This is a genomic window from Lutibacter sp., assembly GCF_016342705.1.
Classification (GTDB): Bacteria; Bacteroidota; Bacteroidia; order Flavobacteriales; family Flavobacteriaceae; genus Lutibacter.
Genome location: NZ_JAEINV010000007.1, coordinates 149,725 through 171,900 on the forward strand (window position 1 = coordinate 149,725; position 22,176 = coordinate 171,900).

Annotated in this window: 18 protein-coding genes; 2 read left to right on the forward strand and 16 right to left on the reverse strand. The window is 28.4% G+C overall.

From position 1 onward, the window contains the following. Position 1: 1 nt before the first annotated feature. Both JEY78_RS08670 and JEY78_RS08675 read right to left on the reverse strand, forming a co-directional pair. Positions 2 to 4,222: an OmpA family protein gene (locus tag JEY78_RS08670; RefSeq protein WP_291849629.1), complete on the reverse strand. Its 4,221-nt coding sequence runs from the start codon at positions 4,220 to 4,222 to the stop codon at positions 2 to 4. 8 nt (positions 4,223 to 4,230) lie between these two features. Further along, complete coding sequence (locus JEY78_RS08675; RefSeq protein ID WP_291849632.1) at positions 4,231 to 4,698, reverse strand: DUF962 domain-containing protein; 468 nt, start codon at positions 4,696 to 4,698, stop codon at positions 4,231 to 4,233. Positions 4,699 to 4,760: 62 nt separating this feature from the next. Here JEY78_RS08675 and JEY78_RS08680 point away from each other — a divergent pair, with 62 nt between their 5' ends. Next, positions 4,761 to 7,523 (forward strand): TonB-dependent receptor, encoded by a 2,763-nt coding sequence (locus JEY78_RS08680; protein WP_291849634.1) that lies wholly within the window; start codon positions 4,761 to 4,763, stop codon positions 7,521 to 7,523. A 7-nt stretch (positions 7,524 to 7,530) separates the two neighbouring features. On the opposite strand, the gene JEY78_RS08685 is transcribed toward JEY78_RS08680, so the two are convergent. The 13 genes from JEY78_RS08685 to JEY78_RS08745 form a co-directional block, all read right to left on the reverse strand. Then, entirely contained in the window at positions 7,531 to 8,061 is a 531-nt protein-coding gene (locus JEY78_RS08685; RefSeq protein WP_291849637.1) for a YfiT family bacillithiol transferase, read from the reverse strand. Position 8,062: 1 nt separating this feature from the next. Then, positions 8,063 to 8,758, reverse strand: coding sequence for a hypothetical protein (locus JEY78_RS08690; protein WP_291849639.1), 696 nt, complete (start codon positions 8,756 to 8,758; stop codon positions 8,063 to 8,065). A 92-nt stretch (positions 8,759 to 8,850) separates the two neighbouring features. Next, complete coding sequence (locus JEY78_RS08695; protein WP_291849643.1) at positions 8,851 to 9,783, reverse strand: peptidylprolyl isomerase; 933 nt, start codon at positions 9,781 to 9,783, stop codon at positions 8,851 to 8,853. A gap of 61 nt (positions 9,784 to 9,844) precedes the next feature. After that, entirely contained in the window at positions 9,845 to 12,997 is a 3,153-nt protein-coding gene (locus JEY78_RS08700) for a S41 family peptidase (RefSeq protein ID WP_291849645.1), read from the reverse strand. A 125-nt stretch (positions 12,998 to 13,122) separates the two neighbouring features. Next, on the reverse strand, positions 13,123 to 13,269 hold the full coding sequence (locus tag JEY78_RS08705) for a hypothetical protein (protein WP_291849648.1): 147 nt from the start codon (positions 13,267 to 13,269) through the stop codon (positions 13,123 to 13,125). A gap of 46 nt (positions 13,270 to 13,315) precedes the next feature. Continuing rightward, positions 13,316 to 14,188: a nucleoside phosphorylase gene (locus tag JEY78_RS08710; RefSeq protein ID WP_291849651.1), complete on the reverse strand. Its 873-nt coding sequence runs from the start codon at positions 14,186 to 14,188 to the stop codon at positions 13,316 to 13,318. A 4-nt stretch (positions 14,189 to 14,192) separates the two neighbouring features. After that, complete coding sequence (locus JEY78_RS08715) at positions 14,193 to 14,543, reverse strand: translation initiation factor (protein ID WP_291849655.1); 351 nt, start codon at positions 14,541 to 14,543, stop codon at positions 14,193 to 14,195. 28 nt (positions 14,544 to 14,571) lie between these two features. Then, the gene (locus JEY78_RS08720) at positions 14,572 to 14,745 is read right to left on the reverse strand and encodes a hypothetical protein (RefSeq protein WP_291849657.1); all 174 of its coding nucleotides are present in this window, start codon (positions 14,743 to 14,745) and stop codon (positions 14,572 to 14,574) included. Next, entirely contained in the window at positions 14,742 to 15,689 is a 948-nt protein-coding gene (locus JEY78_RS08725; protein WP_291849660.1) for a 2-oxoglutarate and iron-dependent oxygenase domain-containing protein, read from the reverse strand. The genes JEY78_RS08720 and JEY78_RS08725 overlap by 4 nt, the downstream gene beginning before the upstream one ends. Positions 15,690 to 15,724: 35 nt before the next feature. Beyond that, positions 15,725 to 16,408, reverse strand: a complete 684-nt coding sequence (locus JEY78_RS08730) for a DUF6048 family protein (protein WP_291849663.1) — start codon at positions 16,406 to 16,408, stop codon at positions 15,725 to 15,727. Next, a complete protein-coding gene (locus JEY78_RS08735) occupies positions 16,383 to 16,832 on the reverse strand; it encodes a DUF6452 family protein (RefSeq protein WP_291849665.1) in 450 nt (149 codons plus the stop codon). The genes JEY78_RS08730 and JEY78_RS08735 overlap by 26 nt, the downstream gene beginning before the upstream one ends. Positions 16,833 to 16,839: 7 nt before the next feature. Then, positions 16,840 to 18,249, reverse strand: coding sequence for a 23S rRNA (uracil(1939)-C(5))-methyltransferase RlmD (gene rlmD, locus JEY78_RS08740; RefSeq protein ID WP_291849668.1), 1,410 nt, complete (start codon positions 18,247 to 18,249; stop codon positions 16,840 to 16,842). A 70-nt stretch (positions 18,250 to 18,319) separates the two neighbouring features. Continuing rightward, positions 18,320 to 18,748, reverse strand: coding sequence for a c-type cytochrome (locus JEY78_RS08745; protein WP_291849671.1), 429 nt, complete (start codon positions 18,746 to 18,748; stop codon positions 18,320 to 18,322). A 235-nt stretch (positions 18,749 to 18,983) separates the two neighbouring features. Here JEY78_RS08745 and rocD point away from each other — a divergent pair, with 235 nt between their 5' ends. Continuing rightward, positions 18,984 to 20,225: an ornithine--oxo-acid transaminase gene (gene rocD / locus JEY78_RS08750; protein WP_291849674.1), complete on the forward strand. Its 1,242-nt coding sequence runs from the start codon at positions 18,984 to 18,986 to the stop codon at positions 20,223 to 20,225. Positions 20,226 to 20,274: 49 nt separating this feature from the next. Here rocD and JEY78_RS08755 read toward each other — a convergent pair whose 3' ends face one another. Further along, positions 20,275 to 22,122 carry a DEAD/DEAH box helicase gene (locus tag JEY78_RS08755; protein WP_291849677.1) on the reverse strand — a complete coding sequence of 616 codons (1,848 nt, stop codon included), beginning with the start codon at positions 22,120 to 22,122 and terminating at the stop codon, positions 20,275 to 20,277. Between the last annotated feature and the right edge of the window lie 54 nt (positions 22,123 to 22,176).

Genomic DNA, 22,176 nt, shown 5'->3' on the forward strand with positions numbered 1-22,176 from the left:
TTTATTCAATAATAACAAATTCGGTTCTTCTATTTAATTGATGTTCAGCTTCTGTACATTTTACACCATTAGCACAATTATTAATAAGTTGAGTTTCGCCATAACCTTTTCCTGTAACTCTAGATGCATCAATACCTTTTGAAATAATATAACTCATAACTGAAGCTGCTCTTCCTTCGGATAGTTTTAAGTTATAATTATCTGGAGCTCTACTATCTGTATGTGATTTTACTTCAATTTTTACTTCGGGATTATTTATTAGGTAACTGATTACTTTGTTTAATTCAATAGCTGCATCAGGTCTAATATTATCTTTATCTAAATCAAAATAAATATTATTTGTGTTAATTAATTTTTGGCCACCTAAAGTTACATATTCAATAGATGGAGTTAAATAAATATCCTTTACTAATTGACTGTTATAAATATTAGTGGTTTGAAATTCAAATTGTTGAGTATCAAATTTTTCTAATTCAATTTTTAAATTATAATTAGTGTCACACGATAATTCTAAATTAAAAGTAGCGTCATTTAATAAGGAGTGCGTTTTTAAAATTTCATTATTTTTATAGACAATTAATTTTGATCCGAATAAAGGTTCTTTGGTTTCTTTATTAAAAATTGAAATTAATAAATTTTGATTACAAGGTTTAGGGGTTAAAAACAGCTGTTTAGTTGAACTAGCATCATAGGTTAAATCGGTAGTAAATTCAATTTCATCAGACTCAAAATTTTCTGCTTCACTAATAATTTTATAATTGGTATTGCAATCTGCATTAAAAATTAAGGTATTAGTATTTACTATATATTTCTCATCCAATAAATTGTTATTACTATAAATGGATATTTTTGTGTTTTTTAACTGTTGATTTGTTTGTTTATTAAAAACAATAACTTCAAATTTCTGTTTGCATTTTTTTGGAGATAACGTAATTGTTTTTTCAATTATAACGTCATTATCTGCGTTAGTTTCAAACACCATTTCACCGTTTTCAAAATTATTTGCCGATGCTATAATTTTATAAGAAGTATTGCAATTTAAACTAAAACTGAATGTATTTAAGTTAGTGACCTCTTTTTGTTCTATTAAAATATTATTTGAAAATAACGAAACTGTTGCATTTTTAATTTCAAAATTGGTTGATTCACTAACTAAGTTTCCATTTAAATTTTGATTGCATATTATTGGAGTTAAAAACAGTTGTTTAGTTGCTGTGGAATTAAAAGTTGCATCTGTATTAAATTCAATTTCATCAGACTCAAAATTTTCCGCTTCACCAATAATTTTATAATTAGTATTGCATGCTGCATTAAAAATGAAGGCGTTATTAGTTATAATATATTTCTCATCTAATAAATTGTTATTGCTATAAATGGAGATTTTTGTGTTTTTTAATTGTTCATTCGTTTCTTTATTGAAAGTAATAATTTCAATTTTTTGAGTACAGTTTTTTGGAGTTAAGATAATAGTTTTTTCAATTGTAACTTTATTATCCTTAGTAGTTTCAAAAGCTATTTCACCGTTTTCAAAATTATTTGCCGATACTATAATTTTATAAGAAGTGTTGCAATTTAAACTAAAACTGAATGTATTTACATTAGTGACCTCTTTTTGTTCTATTAAAATATTATTGGAAAATAACGAAACGGTTGCATTTTTAATTTCAAAATTAGATGATTCACTAATTAAGTTTCCATTTAAACTTTGGTTGCATTCAATTGGATTTAAAAATAATTTTTGAGTTGTACTATTGCCAAAAGTAGCATCTGTTTTAAATTCAATTTGTGTAGCTTCAAAATTTTCCGCTTCACCAATAATTTTATAATTAGTATTGCATGCCACATTAAAAATTAATGGGTTATTAGTTACAATGTATTTCTCATCTAATAAATTGTTATTGCTATAAATGGAAATTTTTGTGTTTTTTAATTGTTGATTCGTTTCTTTATTGAAAGCAATAATTTTAATTTTTTGAGGACATAATTTTGGTTTTAATGAAATTGATTTTTCAATTGTAACTTTATTATCCTTAGTAGTTTGAAATGCTATTTCACCATTTTCAAAATTATTTGCCGATGCAATAATTTTATAAGAAGTATTGCAATTTAAATTGAAACTATATGTATTTAAGTCAGTTACATTTTTTTGTTCTATTAAAACACCATTTGAAAATAATGAAACGCTTGCATTTTTAAGTTCAAAATTAGATGATTCACTAATTAAGTTTCCATTTATAAATTGGTTGCATACCATTGGATTTAAAAATAATTTTTTAGTTGTACTAGAGCCAAAAGAGTCGTCTGTATTAAATTCAATTTCTGTAGTTTCAAAGTTTTCTGACGCTCCAATTATTTTATAATTAGTATTACAATCAGCATTAAAAATTAAGGTATTATTATTTACAATGTATTTCTCATCTAATAAATTGTTATTGCTATAAATGGAAATTTTTGAATTTTTTAATTGTTGATTTGTTTCTTTATTGAAAGCAATTATTTCAATATTTTGATTGCATAATTTTGGTTTTAATGAAATTGATATGTTATTTACAGTGTTTAATGCTTCGCCAGTTTTAACTAAAATTTCAGTACTATTATAGTTGTTGGCTTCTGCTAGTAGAATGTATGACGTATTACAGTTTACATTAAAACTAAAATTATCTGTAATTTGCTTTTCAATTAATTTTCCATCTACTATTAAAGAAACATTAGAAATAATTGGTAAATTTTGAATGCTTTTAACAGTACCTGCAATTTTTTGAAAGCATGGTGTTTTCGTAAGTGTAATTTCTTTTTTTAATTGTTTATTATAAGTTCCATCTGTTGTGAATTCAATGTCAGATTGAATATAATTTTTTGCATTGGCTACAATTTTATAGGAAGTATTGCAATTGGCTTTAAAAGAAATTGGATGATTATCATTGATGGGTTGTGTAATTACAGAACCCTTATTGTCAACTATTAAAACATTACCACTTTCAATAATTTCCTTTTTACCTTCAAAATTTATCTGCACTTCAACAACCTGATTGCAATCTAAAGGCGTTAATTTAAAAGTTTCTACTATTTTTTTATTTAAAATATCATTTGTAATAATAAAGGTTTCAAAGGGGAGATAATTTTCTTTTTCAGCCACTAATTTATATGTAGTGTTGCATTTTAGTGGTGTTTTATAGGTTGAATTATTGCTGTCTGATAAGACGTCAATATTTTCTATATCAGTTGTTAAAGAAATAGTTAAATTTGAAATTTCTTTTTTGGTTTTTTCATCAATAAAATTAAAAACAATTTCTTGTGCACATATGATTTCTTTGGGTACAAAAGCATAAATATCAACATCTCCAATCCCATCTTTTCTGTTAGAAGTAAAATAACCTGTATTTGTTGTATTATTATATATAAAACCAAAATCGTCAAATTTACTATTAATTGGTTCAGGTAAATTTTGTGCTTTTTGGTACTCTCCATTTTTAAATTCACTCTTAAAAATATCTAAACCACCCATTCCTAAATTTCCAATAGTTGAAAAATATAAGTTAGAATTAGCGTCTATAGTTGGATATTGCTCACTGTAAGCAGAATTAATATTAGGGCCTAAATTTACTGGAGTTCCGTATGTTCCATCATTTAAAATATCTACATAATAAATATCGCTTTCACCATAACCACCTGGCATATCAGAAACAAAAAATAGTTTTTTTCCATTATTACTTAAAATTGGACTTCTTACAGAATATTTATCACTGTTAAAAGGAAGAAATACAATATTGCTTGTTTCAAAGTTTTCGTTAATTGTGGCTTTTACAATTCTTAATGTTTTCCATTTTTCTACATCTTCTTTACTTTCAATACTATAAAAATTATTCCAAGTAAAATACACCGTTTTTAAATCTTGACTAAAGGTAATATCCGCTTCAAAAAATTTATTTTTTATTTCATTAGAAAATTTACCAGTTTCTAAAATATCTCCATTTTCGGTAATTGTACCTATATAAAATTCTAAAAATGATTGACTATTATTTTTTCTTCTATCTTTCATGAAATTTTTATCATCATCCACTTTTTTTGATGATGCAAATACTATTGTATTATTATTTAAAAAGGTAGCACCCAATTCCGCAAATTTTGAATTGACAGAAGTGTTAATTACTTCATAATCTTTTTGTTGAGAGAAACTTAAATTGTAAATAATAAGAAATAATAATAATGTAATTTTATTCATAAAATAATTTAGTGGTTGCTATTTGTTAATTTTTCAAAAACCCAAGCTGGACCAATGAGTAAAAATTGTAAATCTTTAAAAAATGATGGTTTTTTTCCTTCTATTTTATGGCCATAAAATTGACCAATCCATGCAACTACAAAAATAATCAGAGAAGTGTAAAATAAAGGAAAAACATCAGATAAATAACGGTTTCCAATTAAACATATTGCAGAAAAAACAAACATTTTTAAAAATGTAGAAAATGATAAACGAAGATAAAATAATAACAAAATACTAAGAATAACAGCAGCCCAATTTTCTAAAATGGGATTATTTATGTTTAAAACAGTTTCAATTGTTGTTGATGGGATACTCATTAACATACCTACAATGCTAAAAAAGATAGCAGGAACACATATATAATGGATTAATTGATTTGTTTTATTTTGATGACTTACGGCATATTCATCAAACCAAGTTTGCAAATTTTTCATTTTAAAATTATGTTAACACTTATTAACTATTTTTTTAATAAAAATGAGTCAACTTTGTGAAAATGGCTGACTATTTTCTCAAAGATATTAAAAAAGTAGAAACTACTATGATTTTTAAATTTTCAAACTTCAATTATACAATTATTAAAACGCTCCTTTTATTAATTACAATTTTAAGTATTGGTATAAATTCTCAAGCTCAAAGTATTAAGGGTTTGGTTGTTGATGAGGATAATAATCCACTAGAATTTGCGTCTATTGCATTATTACAACAAAAAGATTCATTATTAATTAAGTATACAACAACTGGTGCAGATGGAAGGTTTGAGCTGTCTGATTTTAAAGAAAACACGTATCTATTTCAGGTGTTTTTAATGACCTACCAAGCCAACCAAAGAGTTTTGAAAGTTACAAATACTCCTATAAATTTAGGCACCATTAAATTAGATAAGGAAGTAAATAACTTGAATGAAGTAGTTGTAAATGCTATTGTGCCAATTAAAATTAAACAAGATACGGTTGCATTTAATGCCAAAGCTTTTAAAGTTAGGCAGGATGATAATGTGGAAGATTTAATTAAGAAACTGCTTGGTGTTCAAATAGGTACAGATGGATCGGTTACTGCTCAAGGACAAGAAATTACTAAAATTTTGGTAGATGGAAAGGAATTTTTTAATAACGACCCAACTATTGCATTAAAAAATTTAACTGCAGATGCTATTAAAAGTGTTCAAATTATAGATGAAGAAAGTGATGATGCCAGAACTACAGGAATTAAAGATGGTGAAAAAACAAAAATTATAAATCTGGTTTTAGAAGACGGTAAAAAAACAGGTTATTTTGGTAAAATGGGAGTAGGAATAGGTACTAATGACAGATATACAACTAACTTTGATATTAATAGATTTACAAAAAATTCTCAATTAGCATTATTTGGAAATTTAAATAACATTAATAATACAGGAGCGGCAGTTTTTAGTAGAGATGGGAGCAGAGGCGATAATAGTGGTTTTTTAACAACAGGAACTGCTGGAGCTAACTATAATTATGAGTTTAAGAAGGATTTAAATTTTAATTTAGATTATCATTTTGGACATTCAGACAGAGAACAGGAAGAGAATTCTAATAGAACCGAGTTTACAAGTGAAACTTCGTTTACTACTGAAAATGAGAATACAAGCGAAAATATTTCCGACAACCATAATGTAAATTTTAGTGTACGCGACAGATCTAAAAAGGATGCTTATTTAGAATTTAGAGGGAATTTTAAAAACGATACTCGGAGTTCATCAAACACTAGTTCAACAGTGTTTTTTGATGAAACTAAAATTGAAGACACTAATAGTAATAGATCTACGAGTAGTGATGATATAAGGAATAGCGGAAAATTAAATTTTTCATATCGAAAAAAAATCAATGAAAAAGGACGTAATATTAGACTTAGAAGTGGTATTTCTTTTTCAGATAATGATGATGTAAATTATCAAAATTCAACCACAAAATATAATGTTTCAGATATAACTTCTTATTCTGAATCTGATGAAACAACAGAAAGAAAAGAGCGCAATAAAGGATTAAATTATGATGTTTCTTTTAGATATATGGAGCCAATTATTGAACATCATTTAATAAGTTTTTCAACTAGTTATGAAAATAATACAAGTGATGAAAGTTTAGATCAAACAAAAACTATAAATACAATTGCTCAAAATCCATTTATCTATCAATTAGATTATGCAAATCAAATATTTGAAAATCAGTTAGGTTATGTGTATAGTAAAGATAAAATTCAGGTGTATTTGTCTGGGAGTTTTGAAACTATGAAACAAAAGTTAGACATTGATTCTAATTCAAATATCAATAAAAAATATGATCATTTTTTACCAAGTACAACCGTAAATTATGAGTATAAAAAAGGGAAAAATCTAAGATTTAGGTATAATAAATCAACTTCTTTACCAAGTTCAAGTCAGATTTCTCCAATTTTAAACGATTTTAATCCATTATCAATTTCAGTAGGAAATCCAAACTTAACACCAGAAGAATCAGATAATTTAAATCTACGTTTGTACTCTCATAACTTTAAAAGTACTGCTAGTTTTTTTAGTTATTTAAATTATAGTAAAACCACCAATGCTATTGTAACTAATAGAAGTGTAGATGAAAATTATGTTTCAAGCAGATCTTATGAAAATTATGGAGATAAATCTAATTTTAGAGGAATGGTTCATTTTGGGAACAAAATTAAAGGGCTGCCTATTAGATATACGTTTAGAGTAAGTTCAAGTATAAACGATTATACTACAATTATTGATGGTGCATATAATAAAACCAACACAAATAGTAATAGTTTTGGGTTGAGTTTAAGTAATGATGTTAAAAATAATATTGACATTACCATTGGTGCTAATTATGATTTTGATAAAACAACCTATTCTTTGCAAGACAGAAATAGAGATTATTTTAAACAAAACTATTATTCAAAATTTGATTGGGATATTACAAACAGTATAAATTTTAATACACAATTTGATTATTCTTTATATACCGACAATAATTTTGATTCACAAACAGTTCCAATTTGGAATGTAGCTGTAGAATATGCTTTTTTGAAAGGGAAACGAGGGAATTTAAAGTTTCAAGTATTGGATATTTTAGATAAAAATATTGAAATTGATAGGGTGAGTTCTGATAATTATTTTGAAGAAACTTTTAAGAAAAGTCTTGGTACTTATGCAATGCTAAGTTTTACATATAGCATGAAACCACCAACAGGTAAAGAAAGCAAAAGAGATTCAGGAGAAAGTAGAAGACATCGTCATTAAAAAATAATTACCACTTTTTGGAAATAATTAAATTGTTGATATGTGCAAAATGATGGTTGCAATGCCAAGCATATATGCCAATATTTTCAGATAATTTAATATGTTTATTACTTTCTGGATGAATAAATGTTTTAGTTAAATCTTCGGTAGTTAAACCTTTTAAGAAGTACACCCATTTAGCATGTAAAGCTTTTAAAAAGTTTATAGACAATGCTATTGGAGCGGTTTTACTATCAAACAATTCAGCCCACTTATCTTCATAATAAGCTTTTATTATTGGTTGGTCTTCTGTTAAAGCCCATTTAAAACGAATATAACTATTTAAGTGACTATCAGCACAATGATGAACAACTTGCCTGATTGTCCATCCATTTTCTCTATAAGTCGTATTTAATTGAACTTCAGATAAATGAACTGTTATATTTTCTAGTTGTGTAGGAAAATTTTCAATTGTTTTAATCCAGTTAACAATGTCTTTTTCTAAAATATTTTTAGGAATTACTGGTTGCTCAATTGGATATTTTAATTTTTCTAACATTTTATTCCTTCTTTTCTAAGCGTTTAATTTGTCTTATAGCATTGCTGTTTCCAGAATCTAAAGTTAAAGACTTTTTGTAATATTCAATAGCCTCAATAGTGTCACCTTTTTTAAATAAAGCATCTGCATAGCTGTCATATGTATTTGAACTGTTTGGATACAAAGCCATGTTTATTTTAAAAACAGCCAAAGCTTTTGAAAAGTTTTTATTTTTTAGTTCATTATACCCCAATCGGTTTAAATAAGCTTCTTCAATTATTGGATCTAAAGAATCATGTTGTTTAATTGATTGATAAGCTTCTAGGGCTTTATCAAATTCATTATTTAATAAATATTCAGTGGGCGTTTTTTCATCATCATTTAATTTTCTAAAATTATATTGAAATTGGTCTTTTTCATTTTTTGGAACTAACACAATATAGCTAATATTATTTTCTGGATTTTTTTTGAATTGAATTTTCTCATTCATTTCCTTCACATAAAAAGTGTTTTCATCAACTTTTAAAGGTTGAATTTCAGCAGCACCATGCCATTTTAAAAATAATTCAGTATTGTTAAAATAAACTTCTATTATTTCATCAGAATTATATAAATAACGCCCAGTATTGTTTTTAATAAATTCTGGACTGTTTGTTTTAGAATTACAACTCATAAATAATATTGTAATTATAAATGCGTAAAATGATGTTTTTTTCATAATAGAAGAAATGAATGAGAATGATAAAATTAAAAAATCGCCTAGACCTTTGCAAGGTTAGACGATTTTAAATATTTTTAGTACTAAAAGTTTTATTTAACTTTCATTAACTCAACATCAAAAATTAAAGTTGCGTCAGGAGGAATAACTCCACCAGCACCGCGACTTCCATAAGCTAAATTTGAAGGTATCACAAAACGAGCTTTATCACCAACATTTAACAATAAAATTCCTTCATCCCAACCTGCAATTACTTGACCCACACCAATCTGAAATTCAATTGGCTCTTTACGTTGATACGATGAATCAAAAACTTGACCATCTAATAACTGACCTTTATAATGAACAGAAACAGTGTTTCCTTTTGTAGCTTTTTTACCAGTACCTTCTTGTAATATTTTATAACGTAATCCACTAGGAGTTTCTTCATATCCAGCAGCAATTTCATCCATTTGTTTTTTCATTGCAGCTTTTGCTTCCGCTTCTCTTTTTGCTCTTGAACCTTCAAAAGTTCTAAAAGCTTCCACAGCATTAAACTTTTCAGCAGCTTCACCAACTCTAATTATTTCAATAGATTCTAAAATGTCATTTTGAGCAACGGCATCTACAACATCTTGTCCTTCAATAACATTTCCAAAAACAGTATGTTTATTATCTAACCAAGGTGTAGCAACATGGGTAATAAAAAATTGACTTCCATTAGATGCAGGTCCAGAGTTTGCCATAGATAAAATACCTGGAGTGTTGTGTTTTAGTTCTGGATGAAATTCATCATCAAAACTATAACCAGGCGAACCAGTTCCAGTTCCAAGTGGACAACCTCCTTGAATCATAAAATCAGCAATAACTCTATGAAATTTTAAACCATTATAATAAGGTTTACCTTGTGGTTTTGAATTATTTTCTAAATTTCCTTCAGCCAAAGCAACAAAGTTACCAACTGTTCCAGGAGTTTTTTCAAATTCTAAATTTACTACTATAGCACCTTTTGAGGTGTTAAATTTTGCGTATAATCCGTTATTCATTTTCTTATTTTTTTAAACGATGCAAAGATACAATCTTTCAATTTAAATAAAAGTAATTGAGCTATTTATTCAATTCTTTTAATATTATTTCAATAGCTTTATCCAATTGTGGTTGCTTGCCATCTAAACGATCTTTAAAATTTTCTTTAACATAAACATCAGGGGAAACACCTTCAGACTCTAAATTTTTACCATCTAAAGTATAACAACCCCATGATGGTAAGCGGTAATAGGAACCATCAACCAAACTTTTTCCTGAAGTAAAAATAATCCATCGGTAAGTTTCTGTTCCTACAATAGTTCCTAATTTTAATTCTTTAAAACCTGCAGCTGTCATTTCAGCATCTGACAAAGATTGTTCGTTAATTAGTAATACAATTGGTTTGTGGCCATAATTAAAATTGGCTTGTCCGGTTAATTTCCCTTCACGGTATTTCCAATTTAAATAGGTTTTCTGACTTAAAAATTTCAAAACTTCATCGTGTACATTTCCACCTCTATTATAACGTAAATCTAAAATTAAACCATTTTTATAAGCTTCGTCGCTCACCAAATCTTCTTTAAATTTTTGTAATTCTTCACCACTCATATTTTTCATATGCACATAGGCAATTTTATTATCAGAATTTAAATTTACGTAATGTTGGTTGGCATCTTGCCATTCGTCATAAATTAAATCACGAACACTATTGTTAGAAGCAGGATGTAATTTTACATCGTAATTAGAATCATTTCTTTTAAAAGTAAGTGTTATTTCATCAGAAAAATCGGGTGAAGCAAATAATTTTTCTCTGTTTTCAGAGGTGTTGATAGTTAATCCATTTACGGCAATTAATTTATCTCCATTTCTAATATTTATATCTGAATAATCCGTAGGACCTTGTTTTATAATGCGTTCTACAACAAAAGGATTGTTATTTTCGAAAACAATACCCGTAGCTAATGTTTTGGTGCCGTGATATACTTTTTCTTCATCTCCGTTTGAATTAAATCCGAAATGCGAGGTGTTAAGTTCACCCAACATATCGTTAAAAATCAATCGTAAATTTGCTCTACTGCTTACATATGGTAGGTAAGTTGCGTATTGATCACGTAATTTTTCCCAATTTTGACCATGGAAATTTTCGTTGTAAAAATTTTCTTCCATTCCAGCCCAAGCTTCATAATACATTTGACTAAATTCGTTAGAAAGTGTTTTATTGAATTTATAAGAGATTTCAATTTCTTTCAACTTATTTTCAGTAATATCAATGGTGTTAATAGTTCCACCAATTAGAATATAATTTCCTTTTTTGGCATTAACTAATTGATAATTGCTAATTGTCTTATCACTAATTCTTTCAGATTTATCTTTTTCAAAAGGTTCTAAAGTTGTTTTCCAAAGTTGTGATTTTCCTTCACTGTGATTTGAAATATACATCACAATTGTTTTGTCATCTTTTTGAAAAATTGCGGGACTCTGTTGTTCTCCAAAACTAGGACTAACCAAAGTTAAACGCTCCATTAAATCGGTTGTATTAATTTTTACAACTGGTTTGTCTTTTTTTAAGGCATTGGCTGAATCTTTATCTTTTTTGGCGTCTTTTTTAGCTTCCTCTTTAAATAAATCGGTGTATTTATCTATTTTAAACGGAGTATTGTATTTATCTAAAGCCATTTGAAATATTTTACCATTACTTGTTCCAAACGGATAACCAGGTTGGGTTCTGTCCGAAGCAAAGTAAATAAACTTCCCGTCAGGAGACCAAATAGGTGAGGACTCAGAAACTTTTGTGTTTGTTAAATTTGAGATACTTTTTGAAGCCATATTATAAACAAAAACATCATTTTCAAAATCTCGTTTTGCATTGTAAAGTATGAACTTGTCATCTGGTGAAAAAAGTGGGTCAGAGTTGTAAAACCCCCAAAGTTCATCGGTTACAATAATGTCACTTTTTAAAGTTTTTAAATCAATTAAACAAATATTATTTCTTCCACTTAAATAAACTCCTTGAGAACGATCACTATTAAAAGTAAGCTGACGGTTGTTCATGGTATTTTTTGTTAATTGTTTTGCTTTTGATTGGTCATCAGCATTTATTGTAAACCAATTGTAATAGCCTTTATCTGATTGTGAAAATATTAAAGTCTTATTATTAGCTAGCCATTTTACTTCTTGTACAGCTTCATTAATGTTGGTGTTAATTTCCTTCATAAACTTGCCTTTTATATCTGAAACAAATAATTTTCCTCTAGATACAAATGCCATTTTTGTTTCATCGGGTGAAATATCAAAATAGGTGATTTCACCTTTTACATTGTATGATTGTTCTTTATTTAAAGTGTTATTTGAATAAATTTGAATAGTAGGAACTGTAGTTTTTGCGGTTTTTACATCATATACAAAAATTTGATAATCTTTTCTAAAAACAATTTTTTCACCATTAGCACTAACTTTTGGCCACATAATAGAAGTTGAAAAGTTGGTTAATTGTTTTTTATTTCCATTTTCCAACATATATAAATTGTATTCGCCATTAGCTTCATCCGATTTAAAATAGAGTTTTCCATTTTTATCAAAAGTAACACCAAAATCTTTTCCTCTATAATTTGTATATTCTTTGTATTCTTTGGTTTTTAAATTATACGATTTTATATCAGGATTGAAATCGCCTTTATATCGTTTTCTATGTGCAAACATGCTACTTTCCCATGATTCATTAAAAAATATTTCATCGGTTTTAGGATTTTCAACAACGTTGTGAACGGTGTTAAAAAAATGGTCAAACAATCTTTTAGGTGTTTCTCCAGCAATAGTTACGCTATATGTAGCAATGTTATTGTACCTGCCTGATGTGAAATAAATGGTTTTGTTATCCCAGCTCCATGAACTTACCATATCGTCGCTTTCATGAAAACTAAGTTGTTTTATAGCTCCACCATCTAAAGGCATTATATAAACATCATTATTTCCAAATTGGTTGCTTGAAAACGCTAACCATTTTCCATCTGGTGAAACGCTTGGTGCTGTTTCATCACCTTGCATAGCAGTAAGTCGGTAGGCATTCCCACCTTCTGTATTTACTTTCCAAAGATCTCCTTCGTAACTAAATATAATGGCGTCGGCATTAGGTGTTAAGGTTGGATTTAGAGTGAAATATGTGTTGTTTTGAGCATTAACAATAAAACTAGCTAATATTATAAAGACGTTTAATACTTTTTTTAGAGTTCTCATGAAAAGATTGGATTTTTAATTAAAAAATAAAAGCCTAAATTTAATTTTTTATTTTCTTATTAATAACAAAAAATCCGCTAAAAAGCGGATTTATATTTTTACTTTGAAATAAGTTGTTATTTTACTTACGATATTAAAGTATTTTCATTGGCAGAGGGTTGTTCTATTTTATTTGCATCACTAGTTAAACCACACCCTTTTTTTGAAGCATTACAAGAAATTAATATTAGAGTAAATGTAAACGCTACTAATTGAATTGCTATTTTTTTCATTGTTTGTTTAATTTAAGTATATAACGAATGAATATACGAATTTATTTTATGAAACCAATTTAGTTAAAGTGTATAATATTAACTCTTCAACTGGTTTATATGGGTTTTCGCTAAAAGTACCATTTGCTCTGTTGGCTATAATTGCATTCATAGAACACGCATTATGACCTAATAGTTTAGATAATCCATAAATTGCTGATGTTTCCATTTCTAAATTTGTAATTCTTACACCATTAAATTCAAAATTATCAATTTTATTATTTAAATCTGGATCTTGCAGTGCTAAACGTAAAACCCGACCTTGTGGACCGTAAAAACCTCCAGCAGTTGCAGTTACGCCAATAAAAACTTTATCACTAGTTAACTTTTGCTCCAATTCTTCACTGTTTTTTACTACGTACGGACGTGCTTTTCTTGGACACCAATCGGTATGTTTAATAAATAAATCTTCAAAATCTTTTTCAAGAATATGTTCACAATCATAGGAAAGTAGCATCCCGTCAAAACCTAAACCGTACTTTGCTAATACAAAACTATCAACAGGAATATCTTTTTGTAAAGAACCTGAAGTTCCAATTCTAACAATATTTAATTGTACATGTTCTTTTTTTAGTGTTCTGGTTTCTAAATCAATATTTACCAAAGCATCTAATTCATTCATTACAATATCAATATTATCAGGACCAATTCCTGTTGAAATTACCGATATTTTTGTTCCTTTATAGGTTCCTGTAATGGTTCTGAATTCTCTTTTTTGAGTTTCAAACTCAACACTATCAAAATGTGCAGTTATTTTTGGTACTCTATTTTGATCGCCAACAAAAATAATGTTTGTAGCAATATTTTCTGGTTTTAAGTTTAAATGATAAACACTACCATCTGGGTTTAAAATTAGCTCTGAAGCTGCTATTTTGTTCATAAATTTATCCGCCAACGCGTTTTATATTATATCCTTCTTTTTTAAGGATTTCCATTATTTTATCTCTATAATTCCCTTGAATTATAATTTCATTATCTTTAATACTTCCACCAACACCACATTTTGTTTTTAGTAGTTTTCCTAAAGATTTTAAATCATCTTCTGTTCCAACAAAACCTGAGATTATAGTAACTGTTTTACCACCTCTTCCTTTGTTAGAAAAATGTGCTTCTAAAAATTGCTTTTTTGGTGCTAAAGTTTCTTCTGGTATTTCGCTTTCAAATTCAAAATTGTTATTTGTAGAAAAAACAAATCCTCCTAAATCGTCTAAGCTATTTAATTTCTTTTTACTCATTATTTAATCATCTAAGGTAATGGAAATATTACTTTTTTTGAAGTTTATTCCAAATAAATATTAGGGCAGCCAATAATTCAAATACTAAACCCGTAGCTAAAATAAGGCTTGCCTGAGGGTTTTTTGCAACTTTTAAAATGGTTCCTGCAATAATTAGAAAAACACCAAATGTAAAAAATGAAATTACTTTTTTTGAAATCATTTTAATAAGCCTAATTCTCTTAAACGTTCATTTAAAAATTCACCTGCTGTTATATCATCATACACTTTTGGATGTGTTTCTGTAATACATTCTGGTAAACAATTTAATTTCATTTCACTTATTGGATGAGTAAAAAATGGAATAGAGTAGCGAGGTTTGTCCCAATCTTCTCTCGGTGGATTTACAACACGGTGTATGGTTGAACGCAATTTATTATTTGTTAAACGCTCTAGCATATCGCCCACATTAATTACTAATTGCTCAGGAAGTGCAGTTACAGGAATCCATTCGCCCTTTTTATTTAGAACTTCTAAACCTGAAGCTGATGCGCCCATTAATAATGTTATTAAATTAATATCTCCGTGAGCAGCAGCTCTAACAGCACCTTTTGGCTCACCAATAATAGGAGGGTAGTGAATTGGGCGTAAAATACTATTTCCATTTATTACGTATTGGTCAAAATATTTTTCATTCAAACCAATATATAAAGCTAAAGCTCTTAAAACATAAATGGCTGTTTTTTCTAACATTTTATAGGCTTCTATTCCAGTTTTATTAAAATTTGGAATTTCATTTACCATTACGTTTTTTGGATATTCTGCTTTCAGTTTTTCATTTCCAACAACTTCTTGTCCAAAATGCCAAAACTCTTTTAAGTCTCCTTCTTTTTTCCCTTTTGCACTTTCTTTTCCAAAAGAAGTGTAGCCACGTTGTCCGCCAATACCATCAATTTCATAGGATTCTTTTACTTCATTTGGTAAATCAAAAAAAGCAGTTACTTCTTTATATAAATTACTAGACAGTTCGTCAGATAAAAAGTGGCCTTTTAATGCTACAAAGCCAATTTCTTCATAGGCTTCGCCAATTTCTTTTATGAATTTTTCTTTTCTTTTAGGATCTTCAGATAGAAAATCAGCTAAATTTACACTTGGTATATTTTTCATTATATATTTAATTAACAAATTAAAAATACAAAATTTTATTTAGTCTTTTTTACAATTGGAATTAAGTAACTAATGCTGTAATTAAAACCAATACCCATGTCATTTAAAAATACACGATTAAATCCTGGAATATAAAGGTTTTTAAAATTATCAGGTTCTTTAGTACTCACTATTTTTTTAATACTAATTTTAGTTCCTAAATACAAATTTTTGAAGGTTTCAACTTTCATACCTATTACAAATTCTAACCAATGAGCCGATAAATCTTTAAATTCTGTATTTGGTTCTAAAAATTCACCTTCAAAATAAGTGCCTTTAGCATTTGGAGTATAGCTATTTAAAGTTTGGCTAAAGAAGCTAAATCCATAGCGTCCACCAAAATAAATTTCGTTAGTCATTCCTACCCAATTTTGGTAGGCATTGTAATTAACACCAATTTTTATAAATGAACCTTTTGTAGTAAATTTCATATAATCTTCAGTAGAAATTACATCTTCAAAACCTAATTCAACTGCAGCATAATAATTTCTTAAAAAACGAACATCTCCAGTTAATTCAAACCCTTTTTTGTCTGAATCTAAAAACGAAACAGCTGGTTTCATAATATCTACACCAACTCTTAAACCATAGCTTTGAGTTATTTTAATAGTATCAGTTTTTTGTTGGGAAAATCCAGCAATTGATATAAATAGACTAATGATAAATATTAATATGCGCATTTGTTTCATTTTCAATTGTTGAATTGTTAATTATGTAATTAGTAATCCATTCGTTTGTAGTTTGTACCGTTAAATTTTCAAAAATTGTTTTGTAACCACAAGAACGCGATACAAATACATCTTTTCTTTCATAATTAAAAATTATTTCATCGGTTTTTGTTCCAGACTTAAATTTATAAGTTGTACTATTTTCTGCTAAATTTAGTGGAATTATAATAGAATCTAAAGAAACATTGGTATAAATATCCTCTTTTTCGTTAGCAGCAACAGTAAGTGAACTCACAGCTTTTATAGTTTCTGGATTATTAGTATCATAAAACCTAATAATTAAATTTGGTGTTGTGGCCTCAATACAAATATCATCTTTTTCGCAGTTACTGAAAACTAATAATAAAATGACTAAAACTATACTATATTTTTTCATACTTATATTATTTTAGTTCCAAAAGCACAACATTTTCAACATGGTGTGTTTGTGGAAACATATCAACAGCTTGAGTTTTAATAATTTTATATTGCTCTTTCATTAATGATAAATCCCGCGCTTGTGTAGCAGAATTGCAACTAACATATACAATTTTTTTTGGTGAAATTTCTAAAATTTTAGCAACAACATTTTTATGCATCCCATCGCGAGGTGGGTCAGTTATTATAACATCTGGTTGTCCGTGTTTTTTTATGAAGTTGTCGTTAAAAACATCTTTCATATCTCCGGCATAAAATTCAACGTTATTAATGCTATTAAATTGTGCATTTAATTTAGCGTCTTCAATGGCTTCTGGTACTGACTCAACACCAATCACTTTTTTTGCATTTTTAGCTACAAATTGAGCAATAGTTCCTGTTCCTGTATAAAAATCGTACACAACTTCATTTCCAGTTAAACCTGCAAAATTTCTAGTTATTTTATACAATTCATATGCTTGTTTAGAATTGGTCTGATAAAATGATTTTGGTCCAATTTTAAACTTTAACCCTTCCATTTCTTCAAATATATGATCTCTACCTTTAAAAAGTATAATGTTTTGATCGTATAAAGTATCATTTCCTTTTCCATTTATAACATATTGAAGTGATGTTATTTGAGGAAACTCCGTAGAAAGTGCATTTAGTAACGCTTCTCTTTTTTTAATGTTTTCTTTAAAAAATTGAATAACAACCATAATTTCTCCCGTGGAAGAAATTCTTAACATAATAGTTCTTAATAAACCAGATTGTTCTCTCGGATTGTAAAATTCCAAGTCATTTTTAATTCCAAAATCTTTTATGAAATTTCGGATATCATTAGATGGGTCTTCTTGTAAATGACATTTTTCAATATCTAAAATTTTATCCCACATTCCAGAAATATGAAATCCACAAGCGTTTCTGTTATCAATTTCATCGGTTGAATTTATTTCTTCTTGAGTTAACCAACGACTATTTGAAAAAGAAAATTCCATTTTATTTCTGTAAAAAAAGATATTTTCACAACCAAGAATTGGTGTTATTTCTGGCAATTCTAAATGACCAATTCTTATTAAATTATTTTTAACTTCATTTTCTTTATAAGCAAGCTGATGCTCATATTTCATATTTTGCCATTTACAACCACCACAATGGTCAAAATGTTCACAAACAGGCTCAGTCCTTTTTTCTGAATATTTATGAAATTTAATTGCTGTTCCTTCAAAATATGCTTTTCGCTTTTTACCAGTTTTAACATCAACAATGTCACCTGGAACAGTGTTCGTTAAAAATATAACTCTTCCATCAGGTGCTTTGGCAACTGTTTTACCTCTTGCCCCAGCATCAACAACTTCAATATTCTCAAAAATTGTTTGTGTTTTCTTTCTTGTCATTTTGCAAATGTAGCATTTTAACATAAAAAAAGCACCCTAAAAGGGTGCTTTTAAAAATGTTTGAGTATTCTTATTTTTTACTAGCCATATAAACTGCTAAAGCAGCTTTTTCTTCACTCGTTAAATCTTTAACAAAACCATCTAAATTTGCTTTCATAATAGCAACTTGACCTGGATCTGTATCAACAATTGCAGGTGTTTCACCATTTAAAAACGCAACAATATTTGCATTTTTTTCAGTATAAACTTTACTAATTTCTTTTATTGAAGGGCCAATAACTTTTGTATCTGCTTGGTGACAAGTAGCACATGTTTTTTCTGTAAAAAGTTTTTCACCTAAAGCTAAATATTCAGCAGGACCTTTAGCTGTTTCAGTTGCAACATTTGTTACTTCTTCAACAGGAGTCTCAACTTCTTTTTTTAATTCATCTTTCTTTTTTTCACCGCAACTAGCAAAAAATAATGCAGCTAATGCTAAAACTAAAACTGATTTTTTCATTTTTTTAAATTATAAATTATGGAACAAATTTAAATATTTAATTTTAACATAATGTGATTTTTATGACAAAAAATAATTTATTAAACTAATTACCCAATTAAAATTGAGTTTTTAAAATTGATTTTTATTTGAAATTATTTAATTGATAAATTATTTGTAATTTGGCGTATTAAATAGGATGATTTCTCTCCTATAATGAGGAATTGTTAATTTTCAATTTAAAATTTTTATTAAGATGGTTTCAGAACAAATATCATCACAACAAGCAATTAATTTAGAGGACAAATACGGAGCTCATAACTATCACCCACTACCAGTAGTATTAAATAGAGGAGAAGGTGTGTATGTTTGGGATGTTGAAGGAAAACGTTATTACGATTTTCTTTCAGCGTATTCAGCTGTTAATCAAGGACATTGTCACCCAAAAATTATTGATGCTTTGCAAAAACAAGCAACAACATTAACGTTAACATCACGAGCATTTTATAATGATGTGTTGGGGAAATATGAAAAATATGTAACTGAATATTTTGGTTTCGATAAAGTTTTACCAATGAATACTGGTGCTGAAGCTGTTGAAACTGCTATAAAATTATGTAGAAAATATGCGTATGAACAAAAGAATATTCCAGAAAATGAAGCGCAAATAATAGTTTGTAAAAATAATTTTCACGGGAGAACCACTACAATTATTTCATTTTCTAACGATGAAGATGCACGAAAAAACTTTGGGCCATATACAGCTGGATTTATTAAAATAGAATATGATAATTTAGATGCGCTTGAAAAAACTTTAAAATCATCAAAAAATATTGCGGGTTTTTTAGTTGAACCTATTCAAGGTGAAGCTGGAGTTTATGTGCCTTCAGAAGGTTATTTGGCGAAGGCAAAAGCGTTGTGTGAAAAATATGACGTATTATTTATTGCAGATGAAGTTCAAACAGGAATTGCACGAACAGGTAAATTATTAGCTGTAAATCACGAAAATGTGGTTCCTGATATTTTAATTTTAGGAAAAGCATTGAGTGGTGGTGTTTATCCAGTTTCTGCTGTTTTGGCAAATAATAGCATTATGAATGTTATTAAGCCTGGACAACACGGTTCAACATTTGGAGGAAATCCGTTAGCTAGTGCTGTAGCAATTGCGGCTTTAGAAGTTGTTAAAGAAGAAAAACTTGCTGAAAATGCTGAAAAATTGGGAAAATTATTTAGAAGTGAAATTCAACAATTAGTAGATTCTTGTGATTTAGTTAAATTAGTTAGAGGAAAAGGGTTGTTAAATGCCATTATAATTAATGATGATGAAGATAGTTCTACAGCTTGGGATATTTGTATAAAATTGAGAGATAATGGTTTGTTGGCAAAACCTACTCACGGAAATATTATTCGTTTTGCGCCGCCTTTGGTTATGAATGAAGAGCAGTTATTAGATTGTGTGAGAATTATTAAAAAGACAATATTAGAGTTTAACTCATAATAAAAAAAGCGGCTTTTAGCCGCTTTTTTTATTCTATATAAGTGTAAGATTAATCTCTTCCTCTTCTTTTAGTACTTTTATTTCCTCCAAAAGGACTTTTACTATCAGAGCGTTTTCTTCCAAAACCACTAAAATCGCTTCCACCAGAAGTTTTTCTGTCTTTACTTCTTGCTCTTCCGCCACCACTTCTTGATCGGCTGCTTCCTTCAGAACTTCCTTTATCATCTCTATCTCTTCTTCTTCCTCCGGAACCTCCAGAACCACCTCTTCCTGAGCGTTTCTTTTCAGTTATTTCTACATTTACATTTCTTCCTTCAAAATCAACATCGTTATTTTGAAAAGATGAAAGTGTTTCTTCTTGATAATTTTTATCTAATTCAAAAAATGAAAAAGTATCTAAAATTTCAATCTGACCAATTTCAATATTTTTTGCAATGCTTTGGTCGTTAATTAAACCAATTAATCTTGCAGGATTTAATTTGTCTTTACGTCCAATATTAATAAAGAAACGCGTCATATTTTCATCATCTCTTCTTTTTCCTCTTGTATCTGCTGAACGTTTCATTTGCTCACTATCATTTAAGTCAGGAGCATTTTCATAATACGTTAAGAATGAATTAAACTCTAAAGAAACAAATCTCTTTATTAATTCTTCACGATCCATTCCTTCTAATTTCTCATAGATAGATGGTAAGAAATCTGAAATTTCAGTTTCATTAATTTTAATATCGTGTACTTTATCAATTAATTTCAATAATTGATTTTGACAAATTTCTTTTCCGGTTGGAATAGGAGTGCTGATGAATTTTTTACCAATATTTCTTTCAATTGGACTTAATTTTCCTTTTTCACGAGCAGTTACGATAGCAATTGAAATACCTTCTTTTCCAGCTCTACCAGTTCTACCACTTCTGTGATTGTAGGATTCTATTTGGTCTGGTAATTTATGGTTGATAACGTGCGTTAAATCGTTTACATCTAAACCTCTGGCAGCAACATCCGTTGCCACTAAAATTTGTAAATGTTTTTTTCTGAATTTTTCCATAACACTATCACGTTGGGCTTGAGATAAATCTCCGTGAAGTGAATCTGCATTATATCCGTCTCTAATTAAGTTGTCAGCAACTTCTTGTGTTTCTCTTCTTGTTCTACAAAAAATAATACTGTAAATATCAGGATTAACGTCAGCAATTCTTTTTAGAGCATTGTATCGGTTTCTTTCTGAAACTACATAGTATTGATGTGAAACTTGATCAGAACTTTTATTTTTTTCTCCTGAAGTAATTTCAACAGGTTTTGTCATATAATGACGTGCAATATCTTCAACTTCTCTTGGGAATGTTGCAGAAAATAATAAAGTTTGTTTTGTGGCAGGAGTAGATTCTAATATAGCATCCAATTCATCTTTGAATCCCATATTTAGCATTTCATCAGCTTCATCTAAAACAACCCATTGTATTGAGTTTAAATCTAAAACTCTTCGTTTAATTAAGTCAACTGTTCTTCCAGGAGTCCCAACAACAATTTGTACTCCTTTTTTAAGTTTTCTTATTTGATCTTCTATACTTGATCCTCCGTAAACTGCTATTACATTAACGCCATCACAATATTTAGTAAATTCTTCAATATTTTTAGCAATTTGCACTGCTAATTCACGTGTTGGTGATAAAATTATTGCTTGTGTGTTTTTGCTGTTAGAATCAATTTGCTCAATAATTGGCAAACTAAATGCAGCTGTTTTTCCCGTTCCTGTTTGTGCAAAAGCTTTTAAATCTACTTTTGAAGATAGTACTTGTGGAATTGATTGTAATTGAATTGGTGTAGGATTTTCGTATCCTAAATCGGTTAAGGCCTTTAGCACATTTTGGCTAAGCCCTAATTCTTTAAATGTCGACATTCTGTTAAATTTGTGATTTACAGATGCCCATCTATAAACCGGTTAAAAATCGTG

Bases quoted from the DNA above. Each gene is read 5' to 3' on its own strand.
- JEY78_RS08730 (WP_291849663.1), bottom strand. From the start codon at position 16,408: ATGCGCATATTAATATTTATCATTAGTCTATTTATATCAATTGCTGGA.
- JEY78_RS08735 (WP_291849665.1), bottom strand. From the start codon at position 16,832: ATGAAAAAATATAGTATAGTTTTAGTCATTTTATTATTAGTTTTCAGT.
- JEY78_RS08695 (WP_291849643.1), bottom strand. From the start codon at position 9,783: ATGAATAACGGATTATACGCAAAATTTAACACCTCAAAAGGTGCTATA.
- JEY78_RS08755 (WP_291849677.1), bottom strand. From the start codon at position 22,122: ATGTCGACATTTAAAGAATTAGGGCTTAGCCAAAATGTGCTAAAGGCC.
- JEY78_RS08700 (WP_291849645.1), bottom strand. From the start codon at position 12,997: ATGAGAACTCTAAAAAAAGTATTAAACGTCTTTATAATATTAGCTAGT.
- JEY78_RS08745 (WP_291849671.1), bottom strand. From the start codon at position 18,748: ATGAAAAAATCAGTTTTAGTTTTAGCATTAGCTGCATTATTTTTTGCT.
- JEY78_RS08680 (WP_291849634.1), top strand. From the start codon at position 4,761: ATGGCTGACTATTTTCTCAAAGATATTAAAAAAGTAGAAACTACTATG.
- JEY78_RS08725 (WP_291849660.1), bottom strand. From the start codon at position 15,689: ATGAAAAATATACCAAGTGTAAATTTAGCTGATTTTCTATCTGAAGAT.
- JEY78_RS08675 (WP_291849632.1), bottom strand. From the start codon at position 4,698: ATGAAAAATTTGCAAACTTGGTTTGATGAATATGCCGTAAGTCATCAA.
- JEY78_RS08710 (WP_291849651.1), bottom strand. From the start codon at position 14,188: ATGAACAAAATAGCAGCTTCAGAGCTAATTTTAAACCCAGATGGTAGT.
- JEY78_RS08670 (WP_291849629.1), bottom strand. From the start codon at position 4,222: ATGAATAAAATTACATTATTATTATTTCTTATTATTTACAATTTAAGT.
- JEY78_RS08715 (WP_291849655.1), bottom strand. From the start codon at position 14,543: ATGAGTAAAAAGAAATTAAATAGCTTAGACGATTTAGGAGGATTTGTT.
- JEY78_RS08685 (WP_291849637.1), bottom strand. From the start codon at position 8,061: ATGTTAGAAAAATTAAAATATCCAATTGAGCAACCAGTAATTCCTAAA.
- JEY78_RS08705 (WP_291849648.1), bottom strand. From the start codon at position 13,269: ATGAAAAAAATAGCAATTCAATTAGTAGCGTTTACATTTACTCTAATA.
- rlmD (WP_291849668.1), bottom strand. From the start codon at position 18,249: ATGACAAGAAAGAAAACACAAACAATTTTTGAGAATATTGAAGTTGTT.
- JEY78_RS08690 (WP_291849639.1), bottom strand. From the start codon at position 8,758: ATGAAAAAAACATCATTTTACGCATTTATAATTACAATATTATTTATG.
- JEY78_RS08720 (WP_291849657.1), bottom strand. From the start codon at position 14,745: ATGATTTCAAAAAAAGTAATTTCATTTTTTACATTTGGTGTTTTTCTA.
- rocD (WP_291849674.1), top strand. From the start codon at position 18,984: ATGGTTTCAGAACAAATATCATCACAACAAGCAATTAATTTAGAGGAC.